At 75.2% G+C, this 22,762-nt stretch carries 2 protein-coding genes (1 of these 2 running past the window's edge); both read left to right on the top strand.

Annotation, left to right across the window (positions count from 1 at the left end; all coding sequences use genetic code 11):
* Positions 1-231 precede the first annotated feature (231 nt).
* On the top strand, positions 232-14,556 hold the full coding sequence (locus C9F11_RS03335; RefSeq protein ID WP_138957831.1) for an SDR family NAD(P)-dependent oxidoreductase: 14,325 nt from the start codon (positions 232-234) through the stop codon (positions 14,554-14,556).
* On the top strand, positions 14,553-22,762 hold the start of the coding sequence (locus C9F11_RS03330) for a non-ribosomal peptide synthetase (protein ID WP_138957830.1). It continues 14,050 nt past the right edge of the window; 8,210 of the gene's 22,260 nt are visible here — the first part of the coding sequence; it begins with the start codon at positions 14,553-14,555; the stop codon falls past the right edge of the window. The genes C9F11_RS03335 and C9F11_RS03330 overlap by 4 nt, the downstream gene beginning before the upstream one ends.

Below are 22,762 nucleotides of genomic sequence, written 5' to 3'. Positions count from 1 at the left end.
TCGGTCCACCATGAATTCCGGACAGGCGGAACTCGCGACGGCGGGTGCGGCCAGGAAATTGGTGCTTGACGGTCGGCCCATTCGTGACGCAGTGTTGCGGGACAGTCGTCAGTGAGTAGGCGAGTAGGGCGACTGCTCGACGATTGGGAAACGCCGGGCACGGGGGACGGGGCGTACGTACACATGGTTCAGCAGCGCAACGATGTCATTCGTCATGCTCGCCTCTCCGACATGCCCCGACTTCTCGAACTCGAGGAGCTGTGCTGGGCCGAGCCGCTGCGAGTCTCCGCAGAAGTCATCCGGCGGCGCCTTTTCTCCTATCCCGTCGGTCAGTTCGTCGTCGAGTCCGACGGCGCGGTGCACGCGGTCATCTACTCCCAGCGCATCGGGAGCCCGGACGACGTGTTCGCGGCGACCTTCGACACCGCCGACCGCCTGCACCGGACCGACGGCCCGGTCGCCCAGGTCCTCTCGCTCAACGTCGACCCTTCGAAGCAAAGCTTCCGTTTCGGTGACATGCTCCTGGAACACCTGCTGACCTGCGCCGAAGAGGAGACGTCCATCGGGGCGGCGGTCGGCGTTACCCGCTTCCGGGACTTCGGCAGGCACCCTGAGCCGGACCTCGCCGCGTACCTCCGCGCGACCAACGCGCGGGGCCGCTGCCTCGACACCGTCCTGCGCATGCACCAGCTGCACGGCGCCGAGATCCGCGCGCTCGTCCCGGGATATCGGCCGGGGGATCTGGTCAACGAGGGAAACGGCGTACTCGTCGTCTACGATCTGTCGGACCGTCAGGAACGAGTGCGAATTCTCCAAAGCGAAGGAGAGAAGTCCGCGGCGGCACCCATTCCGCCGCGCGCGCAACTCGCCGTAGAAATACGGGAGTTCTTCGACGTTATACTCGGCGTTGACTACGAGGGAATCGAGCACCCGCTAGAAAGCCCTCTCTTCGAGCTGGGATTCGACTCGGCCGGGCTTCTGGATCTTCAGGAAAAGATCGAGTCCCGATACGGAATTGCCCTCGCGCCCCTCTTCTTCTTCGAGCACAACACCGGCGCCTTGATCATTTCCTATCTGGAAGATCTCAGGGAGGGAGAAACAGGCCACACACCGGACGCCTCGCCCTCCGCCGCGGCCGCACGGCCCGCGGGCGCCGACGACTCCCGTGACGTGGCCGTCATCGGCACGGCCTGCAGGCTGCCCGGCGGCATCGAGGACCGCGCCGGACTGTGGGAGCTGCTCACCACCGGCACCAGCGCGATCGGCACCCTGCCCGAAGGGCGCTGGCAGTGGCCCGACGGCACCGGGCCCGACACCCACCCCGGCATCGACCGGGGCGGCTTCGTCACCGACGCCGGGGCCTTCGAGGCGGCCCTGTTCCGCGTCACCCCGTACGAGGCACGGCACATGGACCCGCAGCAGCGCTGGACGCTGGAGCTGGCCTGGGCCTGCCTGGAGGACGCCGGATACGCGCCGAGCGGCGTCGCGGGCACCCGCACCGGCGTCTTCGTCGGCGCCAGCGGCTCGGACTACCAGCGCGTCATGGACACCCGCGGCCTGCCCGTGCGCGCCCACAGCGGACTCGCGACCTCCATGGCCGTCATCGCCAACCGCGTCTCGTACTTCTTCGACCTGCGCGGCCCGAGCGTCCAGCTCGACACGGCCTGCTCCAGCTCCCTCGTCGCCGTGCACACGGCCCTGCGCGCGCTGCGCGCGGGGGAGTGCGACACCGCCCTGGTCGCCGGCGTCAACGTCCTGGCCCACCCGGCCAACAGCGTCGCCTACCACCAGGCGGGCATGCTGTCGCCCGACGGACAGTGCAAGACCTTCGACGCGTCCGCCAACGGCTACGTGCGCTCCGAAGGCGGCGTCGCCCTGCTCCTGAAGCCGCTCGCCGCCGCGCTCGCCGACGGCGACCCCGTGCACGCCGTCATCAAGGGCAGCGCCACCAACCACGGCGGCCAGGCGGGCGGTCTGACCGTGCCCAGCGCCGCCCTCCAGGCGAGCCTCGTCGAGGCCGCCCTCGCCGACGCGGGCCTCGGCGCGCGCGACATCGGCTACGTGGAGGCGCACGGCACCGGCACCGCCCTCGGCGACCCCATCGAAATCCAGGGACTCACCAAGGCGTTCGCCGACAGCGACGCGCCCTGCGCGCTCGGCTCGGTGAAGACGAACCTGGGCCACCTGGAGGCCGCCGCGGGCATCACCGGACTGCTCAAGACGGTCCTCGCCCTCCAGCACCGGCAGCTGCCCGCCTCGCTGCACTACGAACGCCCCAACCCGCACATCGACCTGGACGCCTCGCCGTTCTCCGTCGTGACCCGGCTCAGCGACTGGCACCTCGACGGGCGCCCCCTCCGCCGCGCCGGGATCAGCAGCTTCGGCTCGGGCGGCAGCAACGCCCACGTCGTCGTCGAGGAGTTCCCGCGCGCCGGGGCCGCGCCGGACACCACCCACGGCCAGGGCGGCGCCCACGAGCCCGCGATGGTCGTCCTGTCCGCCCGCAGTACGCCCCAACTGCTGCGCCAGGCCCGGCGTCTGCTCGACCACCTGCGACAGGAGCGCCCGGCCGACACCGCCTTGCGGGACATCGCGTACACCACGCAGGTGGGCCGCGCGGAGCTGCCCGAGCGCCTCGGCCTCGCGGTGACGAGCGTCGCCTCCCTCGGCGCGCTCCTCGAAGACTTCGTGGCGGGCGCCGGCGCGGCACCCGCCGTGCTGCGCGGACGCGCCGAGCGGGACGCCGCGTCCGCCGCCCCCGGCGCGGCGGCCGAGGACGTCCTGGCCGCGTGGGTGCGCGGCGCCCGCGTCGACTGGGAGGCGTGCCACGCGGGCGGGGCCCGGCCGCGCCGCGTTCCGCTGCCCACGCACGCCTTCGACCGCGACCACTACTGGCTCGCCGACGAGCCCGCCGACGCCCGGCCGCGCGGCGCCGCGGACCGCCCCGCGGCCCCGGCGGCGCCCGCCACGGACCCGTCCGCCGCCCCGCGGCACCCCTTGCTCCAGCGCGCGATCCAGGACACCGACGCCCTCGCCTCCTTCGCGTCCGCCTTCTCCGCCGAGGACCTCTTCCTGCGCGACCACCGGGTGGCGGGCGATCCCGTGCTGCCCGGCGTCGCCTCCCTGGAGATGGCGCGCGAGGCCGCGAGCCGCACGCTGCCCGCCGCCGACAGCACGGACTCCGGCCCGGCCGGCGCGGTCGAGGTGCTCCGCCTGGAGAACGTGGTGTGGTCGCGCCCCGTCGTCGTACGCGAAGGGACGCGGACGGTCCGCACGGTGGTGACCGCGGGTGCGCACCGCCCGGCTCCCGGGGAGGGCCCGGCCGCCGTGGACGCCCCGGCCCCGGGGCCCGGCCCCGTCGCCTTCGAGATCCGCGCCGCCGACGCCGCCCACGCGCGTGGAGTGGCCTCGCGGATACGGACGGCCCCGCCCGAGCCCCTCGACCTCGACGCGCTGAAGACGCGCACCGGCGCGGCCACGCTCGACGTCGACGACTTCTACGCCACCCTGCGCGCCACGGGGCTCGACTACGGCGCCGCGCACCGGGCGGTCAGCGAACTGCGCCTCGGCGACGGCGAGATCCTCGCCGCGCTCACCGTGCCCGACGAGGTGGCGGACACCCTCGACGCCTGCGTACTCCACCCCAGCGTGCTCGACGGCGCGCTCCAGGCGGCCTTCGCGCCGGACACCCACGCGGCCGAACGGAGCGGCCTCGCGCTGCCCTTCGCCCTCGACCGGATCGACGTCCACGGGCCGACGCCGCGCTCCGCGTACGCGTGGGTCCGCGCGGTGCCCACCACCTCGCGCCAGGTGCGGCGCTGGGACCTCGACCTCTGTGACCCCCAGGGAAGGATCTTCGCGCGGCTGCGCGGCTACTCCATGCGCAAGACGACGGAGCCCGCCGCCGAGCCGGGGGCCACGCACGACGTGACGCTGTTCCGCCCGGTGTGGCGCGCGGCCGACATCCAGGCCCGCCCCGAGGCCCCCACGCACACGGCGCGGCTCGTGCTCGCCTGCGGCTTCGACGACCGGCTCGGCGAACTGCGCGCGCTGGCCCCAGAAGTGACGTTTCTTGAGCCGCCCGAGCAGGCCTCCGGCCGCCCGGTGGCGGACTCCGTGGCCGAGCACGCCGTCGAACTGCTCCGTGCGGTACGGGGCCTGCTCATCGGCAGGCCGACCGGCTCCGTGCTCCTCCAGGTCCTGACCCACGCCGAGGGCGAGCAGGCGCTCCACCAGGCCCTGTCCGGACTCCTGCGCACGGCCCGCCTGGAGAACCCCGCCCTCCTCGGCCAGGTCATCGCGGTGCCCGCCGACGCGACGGCGGCAGACCTCGCCGAGGCCCTGGACGCGGAGCGCCGCCACCCGGGCGACCAGCGGATCCACCGCGGCGACGGCACCCGCGAAGTACTCGCCTGGGAGCCCCTGGACGAGACGGCCGCGACCGGGGCGTCACCCGTGCCGTGGCGGCCCGGCGGCGTGTACCTCATCACCGGCGGCGCGGGCGGCCTCGGCCGGATCTTCGCCAGGGACATCGCCCGCCGCGCCCCCGGAGCCGTCCTGTGCCTGACCGGCAGGTCGCCGCTGGGCCCCGCGGTCGAGGCGGAACTCGCGGCGCTGCGCACCGCGGGCGCCCGCCCCGAGTACCACGTCCTCGACGTCACCGACGGGCGCGCCACCGAGCGCCTCGTCCGCAAGCTGACGCGGCGCCACAAGGCGCTGCACGGCGTCCTGCACGCCGCGGGAGTCCTGCACGACGCCTTCCTCCAGCGCAAGACCGACGCGGAGTTCCGCCGCGTGCTCGCCCCCAAGCTCGCCGGGTGCCGCGCCGTCGACGAGGCCACCAAGGGTCTCGACCTGGACTTCTTCGCGCTGTTCTCGTCCGTCATGGGCACGACCGGCAACGTGGGCCAGGGCGACTACGCCGTCGCCAACGCCTTCCTCGACGCGTTCGCACACCACCGCGGCGCCCGCGTCACCACGGGCGAGCGCAAGGGCCGCACCCTGTCCGTCGCCTGGCCGCTGTGGCACGGCGGAGGCATGGGCGCGGACGAGGACACGCGCCGGGCCCTGCGGCTGCGCGGCGGCTTCCTGCCGATGGCCACGGACGCCGGGATCGACGCCTTCCACCGCGCCCTGGACAGCGCCGAGCCCCACGTCGTCGTCTGGGCCGGAGACCGCTCGGCGGGCGAGCGGGCCCTCCTGGACGCGGCGCCCGCCCCCGAGGCCGCCCCGGCCGCCGCCGACGCCGGGCGGCCCGAGCCTGCCTCCACAGCTGGCTCCACGCCCGCCACCGCGCCTGCCTCCGAGCCCGTCCCCGCGCCCGACGAACGGGCCCTGCGCGCCCGCACGGTGGAGTTCCTCAAGGCGGAGCTCTGCCGCCTCACCCAGCTGCCGCCGGACGAGCTCGACGACGCCGAGCCCCTGGGCGCGTACGGCATGGACTCGATCCTGGCGACCGAGCTGACGGCGGGCCTGGAGAAGACGTTCGGCTCGCTGCCCAAGACGCTGCTCTTCGAGTACCACACGCTCGCCGAGCTCGGCGGCTACTTCGCCGGCGCGCACCGGACCGTCCTGGAGGCGATGTTCGCGGACGCCCCCGGGGCGGACGCCCCCGCGCAGCCGGAGCGGCAGCCCGCTGCCGTGGCGCGCGCGGCGGTCGCCCAGGAAGCCCCCGGGACCGAGGCGCGCCACGCCGCCCCCGCCGTGGCGGACTCCGCCCTGGACATCGCCGTCATCGGCCTGTCGGGCCGCTATCCCGAAGCCCGGGACGTACGCGAGTTCTGGGAGAACCTGCGCGCCGGACGCGACTGCGTCGTCGAGGTCCCCGAGGACCGCTGGGACTGGCGGGAGTACTACGAGCAGGACCGCACCGTGCCCGGCCGCCACTACAGCAAGTGGGGCGGTTTCATCAGCGAGGTGGACCGCTTCGACCCGCTGTTCTTCAACATCGCGCCCCACGAGGCCGACTATCTGGACCCGCAGGAGCGGCTGTTCCTCGAACACGCCTGGACGGCGATGGAGGACGCGGGCTACACCCGCGAGCGCCTCGGCCGCGCCACCGGCGACGGCGCCGCCGGGCGGGTCGGCGTGTACGCGGGCGTGATGTGGGGGCAGTACCAACTGCTGTTCCCGGACGGCGGCGCGGGCCGCGGCAACCCCCACGCCCTCGGCAGCAGCTACGCCAGCGTCGCGAACCGCGTCTCCTTCGTCCTGAACGTGCACGGCCCCAGCATGACCGTGGACACCATGTGCTCCAGCTCGCTCACCGCCGTGGAGCTGGCCTGCCGCGATCTGCGCCGGGGCCGCACCGGGCTCGCGTTCGCGGGCGGCGTCAACGTGACCGTGCACCCGAACAAGTACCTGGGCCTGAGCACCGGCCAGTTCATCTCCAGCCAGGGCCACTGCGAGAGCTTCGGCGTCGGCGGCGACGGCTACATACCCGGCGAGGGCGTCGGCGTCGTCCTGCTCAAGCCCCTGCGCGACGCCGAGCGCGACGGCGACCACGTCTACGGCGTCATCAAGGGCAGCGGCCTGTCCCACGGCGGGCGCACCAACGGCTACACCGTGCCCAACCCGCGTGCCCAACAGGCCGCCATCCAGGACGCGTTGAGCGAGTCCGGCGTCGACCCGCGGGCCATCAGCTACGTCGAGGCGCACGGCACCGGCACCAAGCTCGGCGACCCCATCGAGATCACCGGCCTGAGCCAGGCCTTCACCGCCGCGACCCCGGACGGCGCGGGCGCCGCGGCCCCCTGCCACCTCGGCTCGGCGAAGTCCAACATCGGCCACTGCGAGAGCGCCGCGGGCATCGCCGGGCTCACCAAGGTCCTGCTCCAGCTCCAGCACGGCCAGATCGCCCCGTCGCTGCACTCCGCCACGCTCAACCCCCACATCGACTTCTCCCGTACGCCGTTCGTCGTCAATCAGGAGCTGCGCGACTGGGAGCGCCCCGTCGTCGACGGGCGCCCGCAGCCGCGGATCGCCGGTGTCTCCTCCTTCGGCGCCGGGGGCGCGAACGCGCATCTGATCGTGGCCGAGCACACCGACCGCCGCCCCGCCCCCGCCGCACACGGCCCGCAGCTCTTCCCGCTCTCGGCCAAGGACGACGAGCGGCTGCGCGCCTACGCCGAGCGGCTGCTGCGCTTCGCGAAGGACACGGCCGGGCTCGCCGACGTGACCCCCGCGGACCTCGCGTACACCCTCCAGACCGGGCGCGAGGCCATGGACGAGCGCCTCGGCGTCGTCGCCGACTCCTTCGCCTCGCTCGCCGAGAAGCTGGAGCGCCACCTGGCCGGTGACACCGCCGTCGAGGGAGTCTGCCGCGGCAACGCCAAGCGCGACCGGAAGGCCCTGGCCATCGTCCCCGCCGAGGAACTCGCCGAGACCGTCGCCTCCCTGGCGCGGCGCGGCAAGTCGGCCGAACTCCTGGAGCTGTGGGCGCGCGGCGCCGCGCCCGACTGGCAGGCCCTGCACGCCGCCGCGGCCGTCGCGCCGCGGCGGATCAGCGCCCCCACGTACCCGTTCGCCCGCGACCGGCACTGGGTCCCGGAGGCCGCGCCCGTCTCTCCCGCGGCTGCCGGGGAGACGCCCGCCGCCCCCGCGTCCGCCGCCGCCTCCTCCGGCTCGGCGTCCACCGCGGAGCTCTTCCTCACCAAGCAGTGGCGCCCGGCCCCGTCCGCGCCCGGTTCCTCCGGGCCGTCCGGCGCCCTCGTCCTGTACGGCCCCGCCACCCGGCGGCTCGCCGAGCGGATCGCCGAACTGCTCGACGGCGCCGTGCTGGTGGACGCCACGGACCCCGGCGCGCACAGCCTCGTCGACCGGCGTGCCGCCGCGTGCGCCGCCCTGATCGACCTGACCGGGACCGGCGACGACACCGCCCCGGCCGGGGGCATCGACCGGATCGCGGAGGACAGCCCCTCCGGGCGCGCGCTCGCGCTGCTGCGCCGCGTGCTCGACGCGAAGGCGTCGCGGGACATCCGGCTGCTGTTCGTGACCCAGGGTCTGGAGAGCGCCGACGCGGCCGAGCGCGGTGAGTCCCGTCGCGTGCCGCTGGCGGGGGCCGCCCGTGCCGCGCTCTACCGGCTGCTCCAGAGCGAGTACCGGAGCCTCACGTCCCGCCACGTGGACCTCGACCCCGCCGTGCGCGACCTCGCCGCCCTCGCGGCCGTCGTCCACCGCGAGCTCCTCGACGAGGGGCGCGCGCCGGAGGTCTGCCACCGCGACGGCGCCCGGCTCGCGCCCGTGCTCGCCGCGTCCCCGGCACCCGCGGGGTCCCGGCGCACCCCGCCCGCCTTCGCCCCCGACGAGGTCCTGCTCGTGACCGGCGGCACCCGGGGCATCGGGCTGCTGTGCGCGCGGCACTTCGTCGCCCGCCACGGCGTACGACGGCTCGTCCTGACGGGCCGTGAGGCCCTGCCGCCGCGCCACCTGTGGACGGACCCGCAGGCCTGCCCGCCCGCCGTACGGGCGAAGACCGACGCCGTCGCCGCCCTGGAGGCACAAGGCGTCGAGGTGCGGGTGCTCGCGCTGCCGCTGGACGACGCGGACGCGGTCGCGGCGGCCGTCGCCACCGTCGAGTCGACGCTCGGGCCGATCGCGGGCCTGCTGCACGCGGCGGGGCTCGTGGACACGAGTAACCCGGCATTCGTCCGCAAGCCCGTGGCCGACGTCGCCCGGGTCGTCTCACCCAAGATCGACGGCACCGTGAACCTGCTCGCGGCCCTCGACCCGCGCGCCCTGCGCTTCGCCGTCCTCTTCTCCTCGGTCTCGGCCGCCCTGCCGACCCTCGGCGCCGGGCAGAGCGACTACGCCATGGGCAACGCCTTCATGGACTACTTCGCCCACGCCCGCGCCCACGAACTGCCCGTCACCAGCGTGCAGTGGCCGAGCTGGCGGGAGACCGGCTTCGGCGAGGTCACCAACAAGGCGTACACCGACACGGGCCTGCTCAGCATCACCAACGCGGAGGGCCTCGCCTTTCTCGACGAGATCCTCACCGCACCGCGCGGCCCCGTGGTCATGCCGGTCCGGGTCGACGCCGCCCGCTTCGACGCGACCGCCCTCCTGGACGCGCGCCCCGCCGCCCCGGCCGCCCCGGCGCCCCGGACCCGTCCCGTCGAGGTCCAGGAGGACTCCGCCGCGAGCGAGTCCCTCGGGGCGCGGCTCACCGCCTTCCTCAGTGACACCTTCAGCGGTGAACTCGGGCTCAAGTCCGGCCAGTTGGACACGGACACCTCGTACGCCGACTACGGCGCCGACTCGATCCTGCTCGCGCAGATCCTCCAGCGGATCCGGCAGCGCCTCGACGTGCCGCTCGACCCGTCGGTCCTCCTGGAGTACCCGACCCTGAGCGAGCTCGTGACCTGGCTGCTGGACACTTATCCGACGGAGGTCGCCGCGCGGTTCGGCGCGGAGCCGGTGCGGCCCGGGCCGACGCCGTCCGCGGCCGTGCCCGCCCCTGCCGAGACGCGCGCCTCGAACGAGGACACGGATCGTGCCGGTGACCGCCGGGTCGCCGTGGTCGGCATGGCCTGCCGACTGCCCGGCGCCCCCGGTCTCGACGCCTACTGGGAGCTGCTGTCCGAGGGCCGCCGCGCCGTGCGCGAGGTCCCCGCCGAGCGCTGGGGGCGGCCGACCGGCTTCCGCGCCGGGCTCATCGACGACGTGTACGGCTTCGACGCCGGGCACTTCATGCTGCACGACGAGGACGTCCGCGCGATGGACCCGCAGGCGCTCGTCCTCCTGGAGGAGAGCCTCAAGGCCGTGCACCACGCCGGTTACCGTGCGGCCGACCTGGAGGGCTCGCGCACCGGCGTGTACGTGGGCGCCCGCAGCGGACAGCGCCCCGACGGCACGCTGGTGGACGGCGCCCGCAACCCCATCATGACGGTGGGCCAGAACTACCTGGCGGCCAACGTCTCCCAGTTCTTCGACTGGCACGGACCCGCCATGGTGACGGACACCGCCTGCTCGTCCGCGCTGACGGCGATGAAGGTCGCCACCGACGCGCTGGCCGCGGGCTCCGTCGACCTGGCCCTGGTCGCGGGCGTCAGCCTGCTCGCCGACCCCGAGGCGCACGAGCTGTTCCGGCGCCGCGGACTGCTGCGCGAGGACGGCGCGTTCCACATCTTCGACCGCCGCGCGGGCGGCGTCGTCCTCGGCGAGGGCGCGGGTGTCGTCCTGCTCAAGCCGCTGGCCGCCGCCGAGCGCGACGGCGACACCGTGTACGCCGTCGTCGAGGGCCTCGCCGTCAACAACGACGGCCGCACCGCCGGACCCGCCACGCCCAACCTCACCGCCCAGAAGCAGGTGATGCGCGAAGCGCTGCGCCAGGCGGGCTGCCCCGCGCACCAGGTGGGCCACCTCGACGTCAACGGCTCCGGTTCCGAACTGACTGACCTCCTGGAGCTCAAGGCCGTCCAGGAGGTATACGGCGTGGACCGCGCCGCGCCGCTGCACGTCGGGTCGATGAAGCCCAACATCGGGCACCCGCTGTGCGCCGAGGGCATCGCCGCGTTCATCAAGGTGGCGCTGATGGTGCACCATCAGCGGACGGTGCCGTTCCTGTCGGGCGAGCAGCCCATGGAGCACTTCACGATCGACCCCGCCGTGCTCCGCCTGCCCCGGCACGCCGAGCCGGTGGACCTGGCGTACGCGGCGGTCAGCAGCTTCGCCGACGGCGGCACGAACGGGCACGTCGTCCTGGGCCGCCCCGCGGCCCCGCGCCCCGGCGAGGAGCGACGGCGCCCCCTGGCGCTCCCGGAACTCGACCGCCGGGACGTGCGCACCGGCGCTCCCGTCGCCGAGGCACGGGTGTGGACGCGGCGCGTCGACGCCCGCGACGCCGTCGTCGACGGACACCGCGTCTACGGACGGCGGCTGCTGCCCGGTCTCGCCTGGATCGACCTCCTCTACGGGTGCTGCGCGGAGCTGACGCCCGACGCGTCGCCCGCCCGGCTCGTCCTGCGCGACCTGTCGATCTACCGGCCGCTCGGCGTGGACGAGGGCGCCGCCGTGGACCTGCGCGTCGAGGCCCGCGCCACGGCCGCCGACGCCTGGCGGATCACCGTCACCGACGCCGTACGGGGCGAGGGCGGGGCCCCGGCCCCGTACGTGACGGCCGATGTCCACCTGACGGACCACCCCACCGCCTTCGCCACGGAGGTTCCCGCCGACGTCCTCGACGCGCTGCACGCCCCCGGCGAGGACGCGCGCGACCTCAGCGAGATCTACCGGAGCTTCCGGTCCCAGGAACTCGTGCACTCGGGCGCGATGAAGGCCGTCGGCTCCGTGCGCACCACGCCCGACGACATCTGGGTGAGCGTGGCGGTCGACGAGGGCTTCCTGTTGCACGATTGGATAGAACGTTCGTTCCAGCCCGTTCTCATTGACGGGAGCGCGGTGGCGGCCAGTGCCGTCGCCCTGGGCGGCGAGCCGCGGCTCTTCCTGCCCCTGCACTACGCCTCGTTCCGGGCCACGGGCCCGCTGGGCCGCGCCTGCCACACGCGCGTGCGGCGGGACACGATCACGCGCGGGGACGAACTCCTCACCTTCGGGATGGAGTTCTTCGATGACCACGGGCGCAAGCTGGCCGAGCTGACGGGCCTGACCACGAAGGCCGTGCGCGACGCGGGACACATCGCCCCCGCGCGGGAAGCGGCGCCGGTGGCCGTGGCGGCAGCCGAGTCCTCGGTCACGGCCGTGCCGGTGGGCGCACCGGCGGCCGACGCCATGCAGGCCCTCGTACGGTCGGTCGTCGCCGATCGGCTCGGCGTGCCCGCGGAGCGGGTCGACGCGGGCGCGAGCTACTACGCGTTGGGCCTGGACTCCGCGACGCTGCTGCGGGTCGCGGCGGAGCTCGGGGAGCGGCTCGGCACGCGGCTCGCGCCGACGCTGCTGTTCGAGCACGCCACGGTGGCGGCACTGGCCGGGCATCTGGCGCGCCACCACCAGCCGGCCGAGCCGGTGGAGGCCGCGAAGGCCGTGGAGTCGGGGGAGTCGGCAGAGCCTTCCGCCGCCCCCGAGGCCCCCGCCGCCCCGGCCCCGGCTCCGGCCCCGGTCCCCGCCCTGCCCGACCGCAGCGGGACGCGGGACATCGCGATCGTCGGCATCGGCGGCCGGTACCCGAAGGCGCGCGGCCTCGCCGAGTTCTGGGAGAACCTCAAGTCCGGGCGCGACTGCGTCGGCGAGGTGCCCGAGGACCGCTGGCCGCGCGACACCTTCGGCGGCGAGCGCACCCCCTCGGGGCGGCCGGTGTCCCACCTGGGCGGCTTCCTGGACGACCCCGACTGCTTCGACGCGGAGTTCTTCCAGATATCCGACGCCGAGGCGGCCCGGCTCGACCCGCAGGAGCGGCTGTTCCTCGAAGTGTGCTGGGAGGCCGTCGAGGACGCCGGATACACGCCCGCGGGCCTCTCCGGGGCCGAGGACGGCGGACGGCGGGGGACCGTCGGCGTCTTCGCCGGGGTCATGCACAAGGACTACGTCCTGGTGCAGCACGACGCGGCGGACGGCGACCCGGCGGGCCCGCCCCTGGCGCTGAACGCCGCGGCCGTCGCCAACCGCGTCTCGCACGTCTGTGACTTCCGCGGCCCGTCCCTCGCGGTCGACTCCGTGTGCGCCTCGTCGCTCAACGCCGTGCACCTGGCGGTGGAGAGCCTGCGGCGCGGCGAGTGCGACGCCGCCCTCGCGGGCGGGGTGAACCTCTCGCTGCACCCCGCCAAGTACGGCACGTACGGAGGCCTCGACCTGCTGGCGGGCGACGCGCCCGCCCGCTCCTTCGGCGCGGGCGGCGACGGCTACGTGGCGGCGGAGGGCGTCGGCGCGGTGCTCCTGAAGCCGCTGGAGCGGGCGCTCGCCGACGGCGACGCCGTGTACGCCGTCATCAAGGGCACCGCGGTCAACCACTCCGGCCGGACGCCCGGCATGCGGGTGCCGTCCGTCGCCGCGCAGGCGGAGCTCATCGAGACCTGCCTGGAGCGCGCCGGGGTCGACGCCGGGACGATCGGCTACCTCGAAGCCCACGGCACGGGCACCGAGATCGGCGACCTCATCGAAGTCCAGGGGCTGCGGCGGGCGTTCGAGAAGCACACCGACGCCAAGGGCTTCTGCGCGCTGGGCTCGGTCAAGTCCGCCATCGGTCACGCCGAGGCGGCCGCCGGGATCAGCGGGCTGACCAAGGCGGTCCTCCAGCTGCACCACCGGACCCTGACGCCGCTGGTCGGCGCCGCCGCGCCCAATCCGTACCTCGACCTCGCCGACTCGCCCTTCCGGCTCCAGACGGACCTGGAGGAGTGGACGGTGGACGCGGGCGGTCCCGGCACGCCGCGCCGCGCCGGAGTGAGCGCGTTCGGCGCCACGGGCACCAACGCCCACGTCGTCGTCGAGGAGGCGCCGCCGGTGCCCGACCAGGCACTGAGCGGCGCGGCGACGGGCCCCGTGCTCGTCCCGCTGTCGGCGACCGACGGCGACCGGCTGCGCGCCTACGCGGAGAAGCTGCTGCGCTTCCTGGACACCAAGGAGGGCGCCGCGCTCGCCCCCGCGGCCCTGGCCCACACCCTCCAGACCGGGCGCGTGGCCCTGGCCGAGCGGGCGGTGATCCTCGCGCACGACCTGGACGAGGTCCGCGAGGGCCTGGAGGCCGTGGCCGGCGGCACCGGGACCGACGGCACCGGGGTCCAGGTGTGGCGCGGCCGCGTGACGGAGACGACCGCCGAGTCCCGGCTCCTCGACGAGGACGACGTACGCGCGGAGCTCGTCGGCCGGTGGGCGGCGCAGGGCAAGTGGGGCAAGGTCGCGGAGCTCTGGCTCGGCGGTCACGCCGTCGCCTGGCCCGCCCCGCACGGCGCGGCGGCACCGCGACGCGTGCACCTGCCCACGTACCCGTTCGCCAAGCGGCGCCACTGGGTCACGACGGCGGTCCCCGCCAGGGCGACGGTGCCCGCCACGACGACCGCCCCCACCGTGGCGGCACCCGCCGCCGGGGCCCCGGTGACGGACGCTGTCCGCTGGTGCTTCGTTCCGGACGGCGCGGAGCCGCCCGTCTCCGTCCACCGGGCCGAGCCTCCGGTGGAGGAGAAGGCCCGCGGCTATCTGCGTCAGCTCGTCGCCGCCCGCGTGGGACGGCCCGCGCAGGACATCGGCCCGCACGCGGGTCTGATCGAGCTCGGCCTGACGTCGCTCGGCGCCGTCGGCCTCAGCAAGGACCTGGCGGCGACGGTCGCGCCCGGCTTCGTGCCCAGCGCCCTGTTCGAGTACGGCACCGTCGCCGAACTCGCCGGACATCTGGCGGACCGGTGGCCCGCGGGCCTGAAGCGCCTGGTCGCCACGCGCCCCAAGGCCCCCGGCGTTCCGGAGCCGCAGGAGATCCCGGAGACCCCCGAGGCCCCCGAGGCCCCGGAGATCCCGGAGACCCCGGACCCGGACCGGCCGTCCGCCGGGCCGGAGCAACGGCCCACCGCGCCCGACGTCCTGGACGTCCTCGAGTGCCTGCGCGCCGGCGCCCTGCACCTCGACGACGCCATCGCGCTCCTCGACGAAGAGAGTTACGAGAAGTGAAGCACGAGCTCAGCGCCCTCATCGCGGACTACAAGGCGGGCCGCGTCGGCGCCCGTGAGGTCGGCGACCTCCTGCGCGACCTGCGCGACCAGGCGGCGGAGCCGCGCGCCCGGGCAGCGGCCGGGGCCGAGGCCGGGGCCGGGGAAGCCCCGCGCCCCGCCGGGGAGTTCGCCTACCCGCTCTCCGAGGGCCAGCGCGGACTGTGGGCGCTCCAGCGGGCGTACCCGGACATGGCGGCGTACAACGTACCGCTGTGCTTCCGCGTCAGCGGCCTGGACGCGGCGGCGTTCAAGGACGCCTGCCGGGCGCTGCTCGTGCGCCACCCCGCGCTCAGCACGGTGATCCGCCAGGACGCGGGGGAGCCGACGCAGTCCGTCGACCCGGCCCGCGCGCTCGACTTCGCGCGGGTCGACCTGACGGGCACCGCCGACGAGGGCGAGGCGCTCGCCGTCGTCGAGCGCGCGAGCAAGCGGGTGTTCTCGCTGGCCGGGACGGGAGAAACGATCACGCAGGACGGCGGGGGACTGTTCCGCGTCCGGGTCTTCGACCGCCCCGGGGGCGAGTCGCTGATCCTGATCGTCGTCCACCACATCGTCTTCGACGGCACGTCGGCGACGCTCCTGATGAGCACGCTGTTCGAGGAGTACGAGGCGCGGGTGGGCGGCGCCCCGGCCGGGAGCCGCGCCCCGCGCGCCGAGGCGGGCGCGGGCTTCCACGACTTCGTCCGCGAGGAGCGCCGCACCCTGGCCGGGCGCGGCGCCGAGCGCCTTCCGTACTGGCGGACCCGGCTCGCCCCGCCCCTGCCCGTGCTCGACCTGCCCGCCGAGCGGCCCCACACGGCCCTCGCCGACCGCTTCGCCGGGAAGACCCTCGTGACCGAGGTGCCCGCGGAACTGGCCGCGCGCGTGGCCGAGTTCGCCACCGCGCGCCGGACCTTCGTGTCCACGGCCATGCTCACCGCGTACGCGGCGACCCTGGCGACGTACTCCGACGCCGCCGAACTCGTCGTCGGGATGCCGGTGAACGAGCGCGAGGGCGACGCCCTCGCCCGCACCGTGGGTCTGATGATCAACATGGTGCCGGTGCGCGTCGCGCTCCCCGCCGACGAGCCCTTCGACCGGCTCGTCACCCGCGCCCAGCGCGACGTCTCCGACGACCTGCTGCACGGCCACCCCTTCCCGGCCCTCGTGCGGGACCTCGCGCAGGACACCCCGGCGGGGCGCTCCCCGGTGTTCCAGACGGCGTTCGTCTTCCAGGACGTCCTCGACGGCATCGCCGACGCCGACCGGCCCTACCGGCTCGTCGAGGAGCTGCACCAGGAAGGGGAGTACGAACTCTCCGTGGAGGTGTGGCGCAGCGGCGCGGGCTACGCGCTGTACTGGAAGTACCAGCCGGAGCTCTACCGGCCCGCCTTCGTCCAGGAGCTGGCGGCCCGCTTCCTCGGCGTCCTGGCGGTGGTGTGCGACGACCCGCACACCACCGTGGCCGCGCTGCGGCGGCGGAGCGGCGAGCGGTGCGTACAGGACCTCGTCGAGGAGACGGCGCGCCGCACCCCGGACGCGGTCGCCGTGGCGGGTCAGGAGGAGGTCCTGACGTACGAGGCGCTCAGCGCCCGCAGCGACGCGCTGGCCTCCTGCCTGGCGGCGCGGGGCGTGCGCCGCGGCGACCTGGTGGCCGTGCTGCTCGACCGCTCGCCCGAGCTGGTCGTGACCCTGCTCGGCATCCTCAAGGCGGGCGCCGCCTACGTCCCGCTCGACCCGGAGCTGCCCGCCGCCCGGCTCACCGACATCGTCACGGACAGCGGCACCCCGCTGATCGTGACCCAGGCCCGGCACGAGGACCGCGCCCGGGGCCTCGCGGAGGGCGCCGCCGCGCCCGCCCTGTTCGTGCTCGACGCGGAGCGGGCCGCGCTCACGGCCGCCCTCGGCTCCGGACCGGCCGCCGCCGCGGTGGCCGCCGACGACCTGGCGTACGTCATCTACACCTCGGGCAGCACCGGCCGCCCCAAGGGAGTGATGATCCCGCACCGCGGCTTCACCAACCTGCTCGGCTCGCTGCGCCGTGAGCCCGGCATGGACGCGGCGGACACGCTCTTCGCCGTGACCACCGTCAGCTTCGACATGGCGCAGGTCGAACTGCTCCTGCCGCTGGTGTGCGGGGCCCGCGTGTACGTCTGCGACAGCCCGACGATCAAGGACGTGGAGCGGCTCAAGGAGCGCGTCGCCCGGGTGCGGCCCACCGTCATGCAGGCGACCCCGGCGACGTGGAGCATGCTGTTCCACTCGGGCTGGCGCAACCCCGAGGGCGTGCGCGTCTTCTGCGGCGGCGAGGCGCTGCCCCGGACCCTCAAGGAGTTCTTCCGCGACACCGGCACCGAGGCGTGGAACCTGTACGGGCCGACGGAGACGACCGTGTACTCCACCGGCGGCCCGGTCCGCCACGACCGGCCGACCACCATCGGCAGGCCGGTCGCCCACACGCAGGTCCACATCCTCGACGAGGACCTGCGCCCGGTGCCCCACGGCGGGACCGGCGAGCTGTGCATCGCGGGCAAGGGCCTCGCGAAGGGCTACGTGAACCGCCCCGAGCTCACCGCGGAGAAGTTCGTCGACCACGACCTGGTGCCCGGCGGCAAGCTCTACCGCACCGGGGACCTGGCCCGCTGGACCGAGGACGGCGAGATCGACTACCTGGGCCGCAAGGACTTCCAGGTGAAGATCCGCGGCTACCGCATCGAACTGGGCGACATCGAGTACCACTTGGGCCGCCACCAGGACGTCGCCGAGTGCGTCGTCGTCGCGCGCGGCGAGGACGGCGCCAAGCAGCTCGTCGCCTACTACGTGCCGCGCGGCGCGGGCGCCCGCGCCGACGCCTTCAAGGAACACCTGCGCGCGCTGCTGCCCGCGTACATGGTCCCGGACTTCTATGTGCCGCTCGACACCGTCCCGCTGACGGGCAGCGGGAAGGTCGACCGCACGGCCCTGATGCGGCGCGAGGTGTCGGCCGTGCCCGCACCCGCGCCCGCCGCACCCGTGTCCGCACCCGCCGCGCCCGCGCGGGCGGCCGCGCAGCCGTCCCGTGACGTCGAGCGGGACGTCCTCGCCTGCTGGCGGGAAGTGCTGAAGCTCCAGGACCTCACCCCGGACGCCTCCTTCTTCGAGTCCGGCGGCAACTCCCTGTCGGCCGTGGTGCTCGCGGACCTCATCAGCCGCCGCCTCGGCGTCGCGTTCACGGCCGCCGACCTGTTCAAGTACGCCACCGCGGCCGCCGTCGCCGCGTACGTACGACAGCGGACGCCGGACGCGGCGGACCACGCGGGCGAGGCGGTCGTGACGGAGCCCGTCACATCGGCTCCCGCTTCAGCTCCCGCGTCGGAGCCCGCGGCGCTGCCCGACGACGCCGTCGCCGTCGTCGGCATCTCGTGCCGCTTCCCCGACGCCCGCGACCACTGGGAGTTCTGGGAGAACCTCAAGCGCGGCCACGCGTCCGCCGGACGGTGGAGCGAGGCCGAGCTGCGCGCGGCGGGCGTGCCCGAACGGGTCCTGGGCGACCCGGACTTCGTGCCGCTGCGCTCGGGGCTCGACGGCAAGGACGAGTTCGACGGCGCGTTCTTCCGGCTCTCGCCCCAGCACGTCGAGCTGATGGACCCGCAGTTCCGCCAGGTCCTGCTGCACTCCTGGAAGGCCGTCGAGGACGCGGGCCGCGACCACCGGCAGATCCCGAACACCGGGGTGTACGTCTCCACGGGCAACCACCACTACGGCGCCCCCGACGACACCGGCGAGACGCCCGCCGCGGTCATCGAGGACCCCCGGCAGTACCTGTCGTGGGTGATGAGCCAGAGCGGCACCGTCGCCTCCATGGTCTCCTACCAGCTCGGCTTCGGCGGGCCGAGCATGTCCGTGCACTCCAACTGCTCCTCCTCGCTGAGCGCGCTCGCCCTCGCGGCCCGCGCCGTGCAGTCCGGCGAGACGGACTTCGCCCTGGTGGCGGCGGCCTCGGCGAACAGCGTCGACGGCCTCGGCTACGTCCACAAGGCGGGCCTCAACCTCTCCGGCGACGGCCGCGTCAAGGCCTTCGACGCGGACGCCGACGGCATGGCGGGCGGCGAGGGCGTCGTGGCCCTGCTGATCCGCCGCGCCGCCGACGCCGTGGCCGACGGCGACCACATTTACGGCCTGCTGCGCGGCATCGCCGTCAACAACGACGGCGGCGACGCCACCGGCTTCTACAGCCCCAGCGTCAACGGCCAGTCCCGGCTGATCCGCCAGGTACTCGACCGCACCGGCGTCGACCCGCGCACCATCGGCTACGTCGAGGCCCACGGCACCGGCACGAAGCTCGGCGACCCCGTGGAGGTCGCCGCGCTCACCGAGGCCTACCGCGCCGCCACGGCCGACACCGGCTACTGCGGCATCGGCTCGGTGAAGACGAACCTCGGCCACCTCGACACCGCGGCCGGACTCGCCGGGGCCGTCAAGGTGCTCCTGAGCCTCTACCACGGGCAGCTCCCGCCCACCCTCCACTACCGCGAGCCCAACCCCCAACTGCGCCTGGACACCTCGCCGTTCCACGTCGTCGACCGGCTGCGCGAGTGGCCCCGGGCCGAGGGGCCGCGCCGCGCCGCGCAGAGCTCCATCGGCCTGGGCGGGACCAACGCCCACGCCGTCTTCGAGGAGTACGTCCCCGCCGCCGCGCCGGCACACCCCGACGGCGCGGGCGCGCCGCAGCTCGTGCCGCTGTCCGCCCGTACGCGCGAGGACCTCGTGCGCGCGGCCGCCGAGCTGCGCCGGCATCTGACCGGGCCCCGCGCCGCCGCGCTGCGCCTCGACGACGTCGCGCACACCCTGCGCACGGGCCGCGTCGCCATGGCCTGCCGCGTGGCGTTCGTGGTCCGCGACCTGGCGCAACTGGCCGCCGAGCTGGAGGCGTTCGTCCAGGACCCCGACGGCGACGACACCGCACGCCGCTTCGCGGGGCCCGCCGCGGGAAGTGCCGCGGCCGACCGCGACGCCACCCGCAAGCGCACCGCGCAGCTCGCCCGCAGGCTCGCCGAGGGCAAGCTGAAGAAGGCGGCGAAGGCCTGGGTGCGCGGCGCCGAGGCCGACTGGAGCCCGCTCGCCGGGCAGCGGCCCGCCCGCCGCGTGAGCCTGCCCGGGTACGCCTTCGCACCGGTGCGCCACCCGTACCCGGCCCGCGCGCCGCGCGCCGCCGCCACGTCCACCGCGCCCCGCCCGGACGCGGCCCCCGGCACGCCGCCCGCACACCCGCTGCTGCACGAGAACGCGTCGCGGGACGGACAGCGCCACCGCTCGTCCTTCTCCGGCGACGAGTACGTCCTGCGCGACCACGTCGTCGACGGCAGGAAGCTGCTGCCCGCCGTCGCCAGCCTGGAGATGGCCTGCGCGGCCCTGCGGCAGGCCCTGCCGGAGACGGCCGGGCGGCGTACCGTCCTGAAGAACGTGACGTGGGCGCGCCCCGTCGTCGTGGACGACGGCGGCAGGCAGGTGGAGTTCACCCTCACCCGCGACGACGCGGCACCGTCCGGGGCGCTGGGCTTCGCCCTCCTGACGGACGGCGAGCAGCCGTGCGTCCAGGGCCGCGCCACCACCGAGGAGGCCGCGCCGCCGGCCCGCGTCGACCTCGCGGAGCTGCGCGACCGACTGCGCCTGCGGCCCCTCCCCGGCGAAGACGTCTACGCGCACATCGCCCGCGCGGGCGTCGCCTACGGCCCCGGCTTCCGCCTCGTGCACGTCCTGCACCGGGGCGAGCACGACGGGCGCCGCGAGGTCCTCGCCGAGCTGCGCCTTCCCGCGCACCTGCGCTCCACCGCGGCGGCGTACGCGCTCCACCCGAGCTTCCTCGACGCGGCCGTCCACGCCTCGCTCGGCCTGGACCCGGCGTTCGACTCCGCCACGGTCCGGGCCGTCACGGACGGGACGACGCGGGTGCCCTTCGCCCTCGACCGGCTCGACGCGCACGCGCCGTTCGGCGAGACGATGTACGCCTGGGTGCGCCCGGCGGCCCACCGCTCCACGGCGGCGGAACGCGTCCTCGACATCGACCTCCTCGACCCGGCCGGCCGGGTCTGCGCCACGCTGCGCGGCCTCGCCTACCGCGCCCTGACCGCGCCCGGCCGCCCCGCGCCGTCCGCCGCCTCCGCGCTGCGCACGCTCCTTCCGGTGTGGGAGCCCCGGCACCCCGCCGAAGCCCCCGCCCCGCAGCGCCCTCAGGGCACGGTGCTCGTCCTCGACGCCGACCGCAGGCTGCGGGCCGAACTCGCCGCGCTCCACCCCGGCCACCAGCGCGTCGACCTGCCCGAAGGCGCCTCGCCCGAGGCCATCGCCGGGCTGGTCCGCACGGCCTGCGCCGCCACCGAAGGGCGCGTCGCCCGGGTCGTCTGGGTCGCACCGACCGAGACGCCCGACGGCATGGTCCAGGGCCAGGAGCGCGGCGCGGTCGAGGTCTTCCGGATCGTCAAGGCGCTGCTCGCCCTCGGCCACGGCACGCGCGACCTGGCCTGGTCCCTCTACACGTTCGGCACCCAGTCCGTCCGGGACCGGGACGCGGTCGCGGCGACGCACGCGAGCGTCCACGGCCTTGCGGGCAGCCTCGCCCGGGAGCACGCGCGCTGGACGGTCGACCTCGTCGACCTGCCGCACCCGGACTCCGGCGACGGCGTCGGCGACCACCTGGGGGAGGAGCGGCACCTCACCGGGGTGCGGCCCGGCACCACCGTGGCCCTGCGCGGCGGCCGCTGGTTCTCCCAGGAGCTGCTGCCCACCACCGCCCTCGAACCGGCCGCGGGCCCCTACCGGCACGGCGGCGTCTACGTCGTCATCGGCGGCGCGGGCGGCATCGGCGAGCTGTGGAGCCGCTCCATGGTGGAGAGCTACCGGGCCACGATCGTGTGGATCGGTCGCCGCCCCCTGACCGGCGAGGTCGAGGGGCGCCTCGCCGACCTCGCCGAGCGGGCCCGCGCGGCGGGCGCGGCGGCCCCCTCCTACGTCCAGGCCGACGCGCGCGACCACGCGAGCCTGCTGGCCGCGCACGCGCGGATCAAGCGGGACCACCCGCGCGTCGACGGCGTCGTGCACTCGGCGATCGTCCTCGCCGACAAGACCCTCGCGCACATGGACGAGGACCGCTTCCGCGCCGCCCTCGCCGCGAAGGCCGACGTCGGCGTCCACGTGGCCGACGTGTTCGGGGCCGAGCCGCTGGACTTCCTGCTGTTCTTCTCCTCGGTCGAGAGCTTCGTACGGGCTCCCGGACAGGCCAACTACGCCGCCGGGTGCACCTTCAAGGACGCCCTCGCGCACGCCCTGCGCCGCCGCGGCACCGTGGCCAAGACGGTCAACTGGGGGTACTGGGGCGTGGCCGGTGTCGTCAGCGACGCCTTCTACCGCGAGCGGATGGCCGCCGCCGGGGTGGACTCGCTCGACCCCGACGAGGCGTTCACCGCCCTGGAGTCCTTCCTCGCGGGCGAGCACAGCCAGGTCACGCTGATGCGCACCTTCGGCGACGAGGCGCTGCGCGGCCTCGCCCTGGACGAGCACCAGGGCGACCACCGCCCCGCGCTGCCCTCCGTACGCGACGCCGTCGTGTCCGCGCACCGCGCGCCGCACGGCGAGGTGGAGCGCCTGCGCGGCCTCCTGCCGCACCCGCGCATGCGCGAACTCACCCTGAACCTGCTGTACGTGACGCTCCGTGAGCTCGGCGCCGCCCGCCCGGACGGCACGGGCCACCGCGTCCTGCCCCGGTACGCGCGCTGGCTGGCGGAGAGCCACCGGCTGTTCGCCGAGGCCGGGCCCGCCCTCGCCGCCCGGGACCTGGACGCCGCCGCCCTGTGGCGCCAGTGGCGGGCCGAGCGCGACGGCTGGCAGCCCAACGCCAACCAGCGCGCGCAGGTCGACCTCGTCGAGTCCTGCCTCCAGGCCCTGGCGGACGTCCTGACCGGCGCGCGCCAGGGCACCGAGATCCTCTTCCCCGGCTCCTCGCTGTCCCGCGTCGAGGGCGTCTACCGGGGCGACCCGGTCGTCGACTACTTCAACGACCAGCTCGGCGTGGTCCTCGCCGACGCGGTGCGCGCCTGGGGCGCGGCCGAGCCGGGGCGGCGGCTGCGCGTCCTGGAGGTCGGCGCCGGGACCGGCGCGACCAGCGTCAAGGTTCTGGAGGCCCTGGAGCCCTTCGGCGACCGGATCGCCGA

The sequence above is a fragment of the Streptomyces sp. YIM 121038 genome, from assembly GCF_006088715.1.
GTDB lineage: Bacteria > Actinomycetota > Actinomycetes > Streptomycetales > Streptomycetaceae > Streptomyces.
Note: the sequence above shows the minus strand (reverse complement) of the source record. Positions and strands in the feature narration are given on the sequence as shown.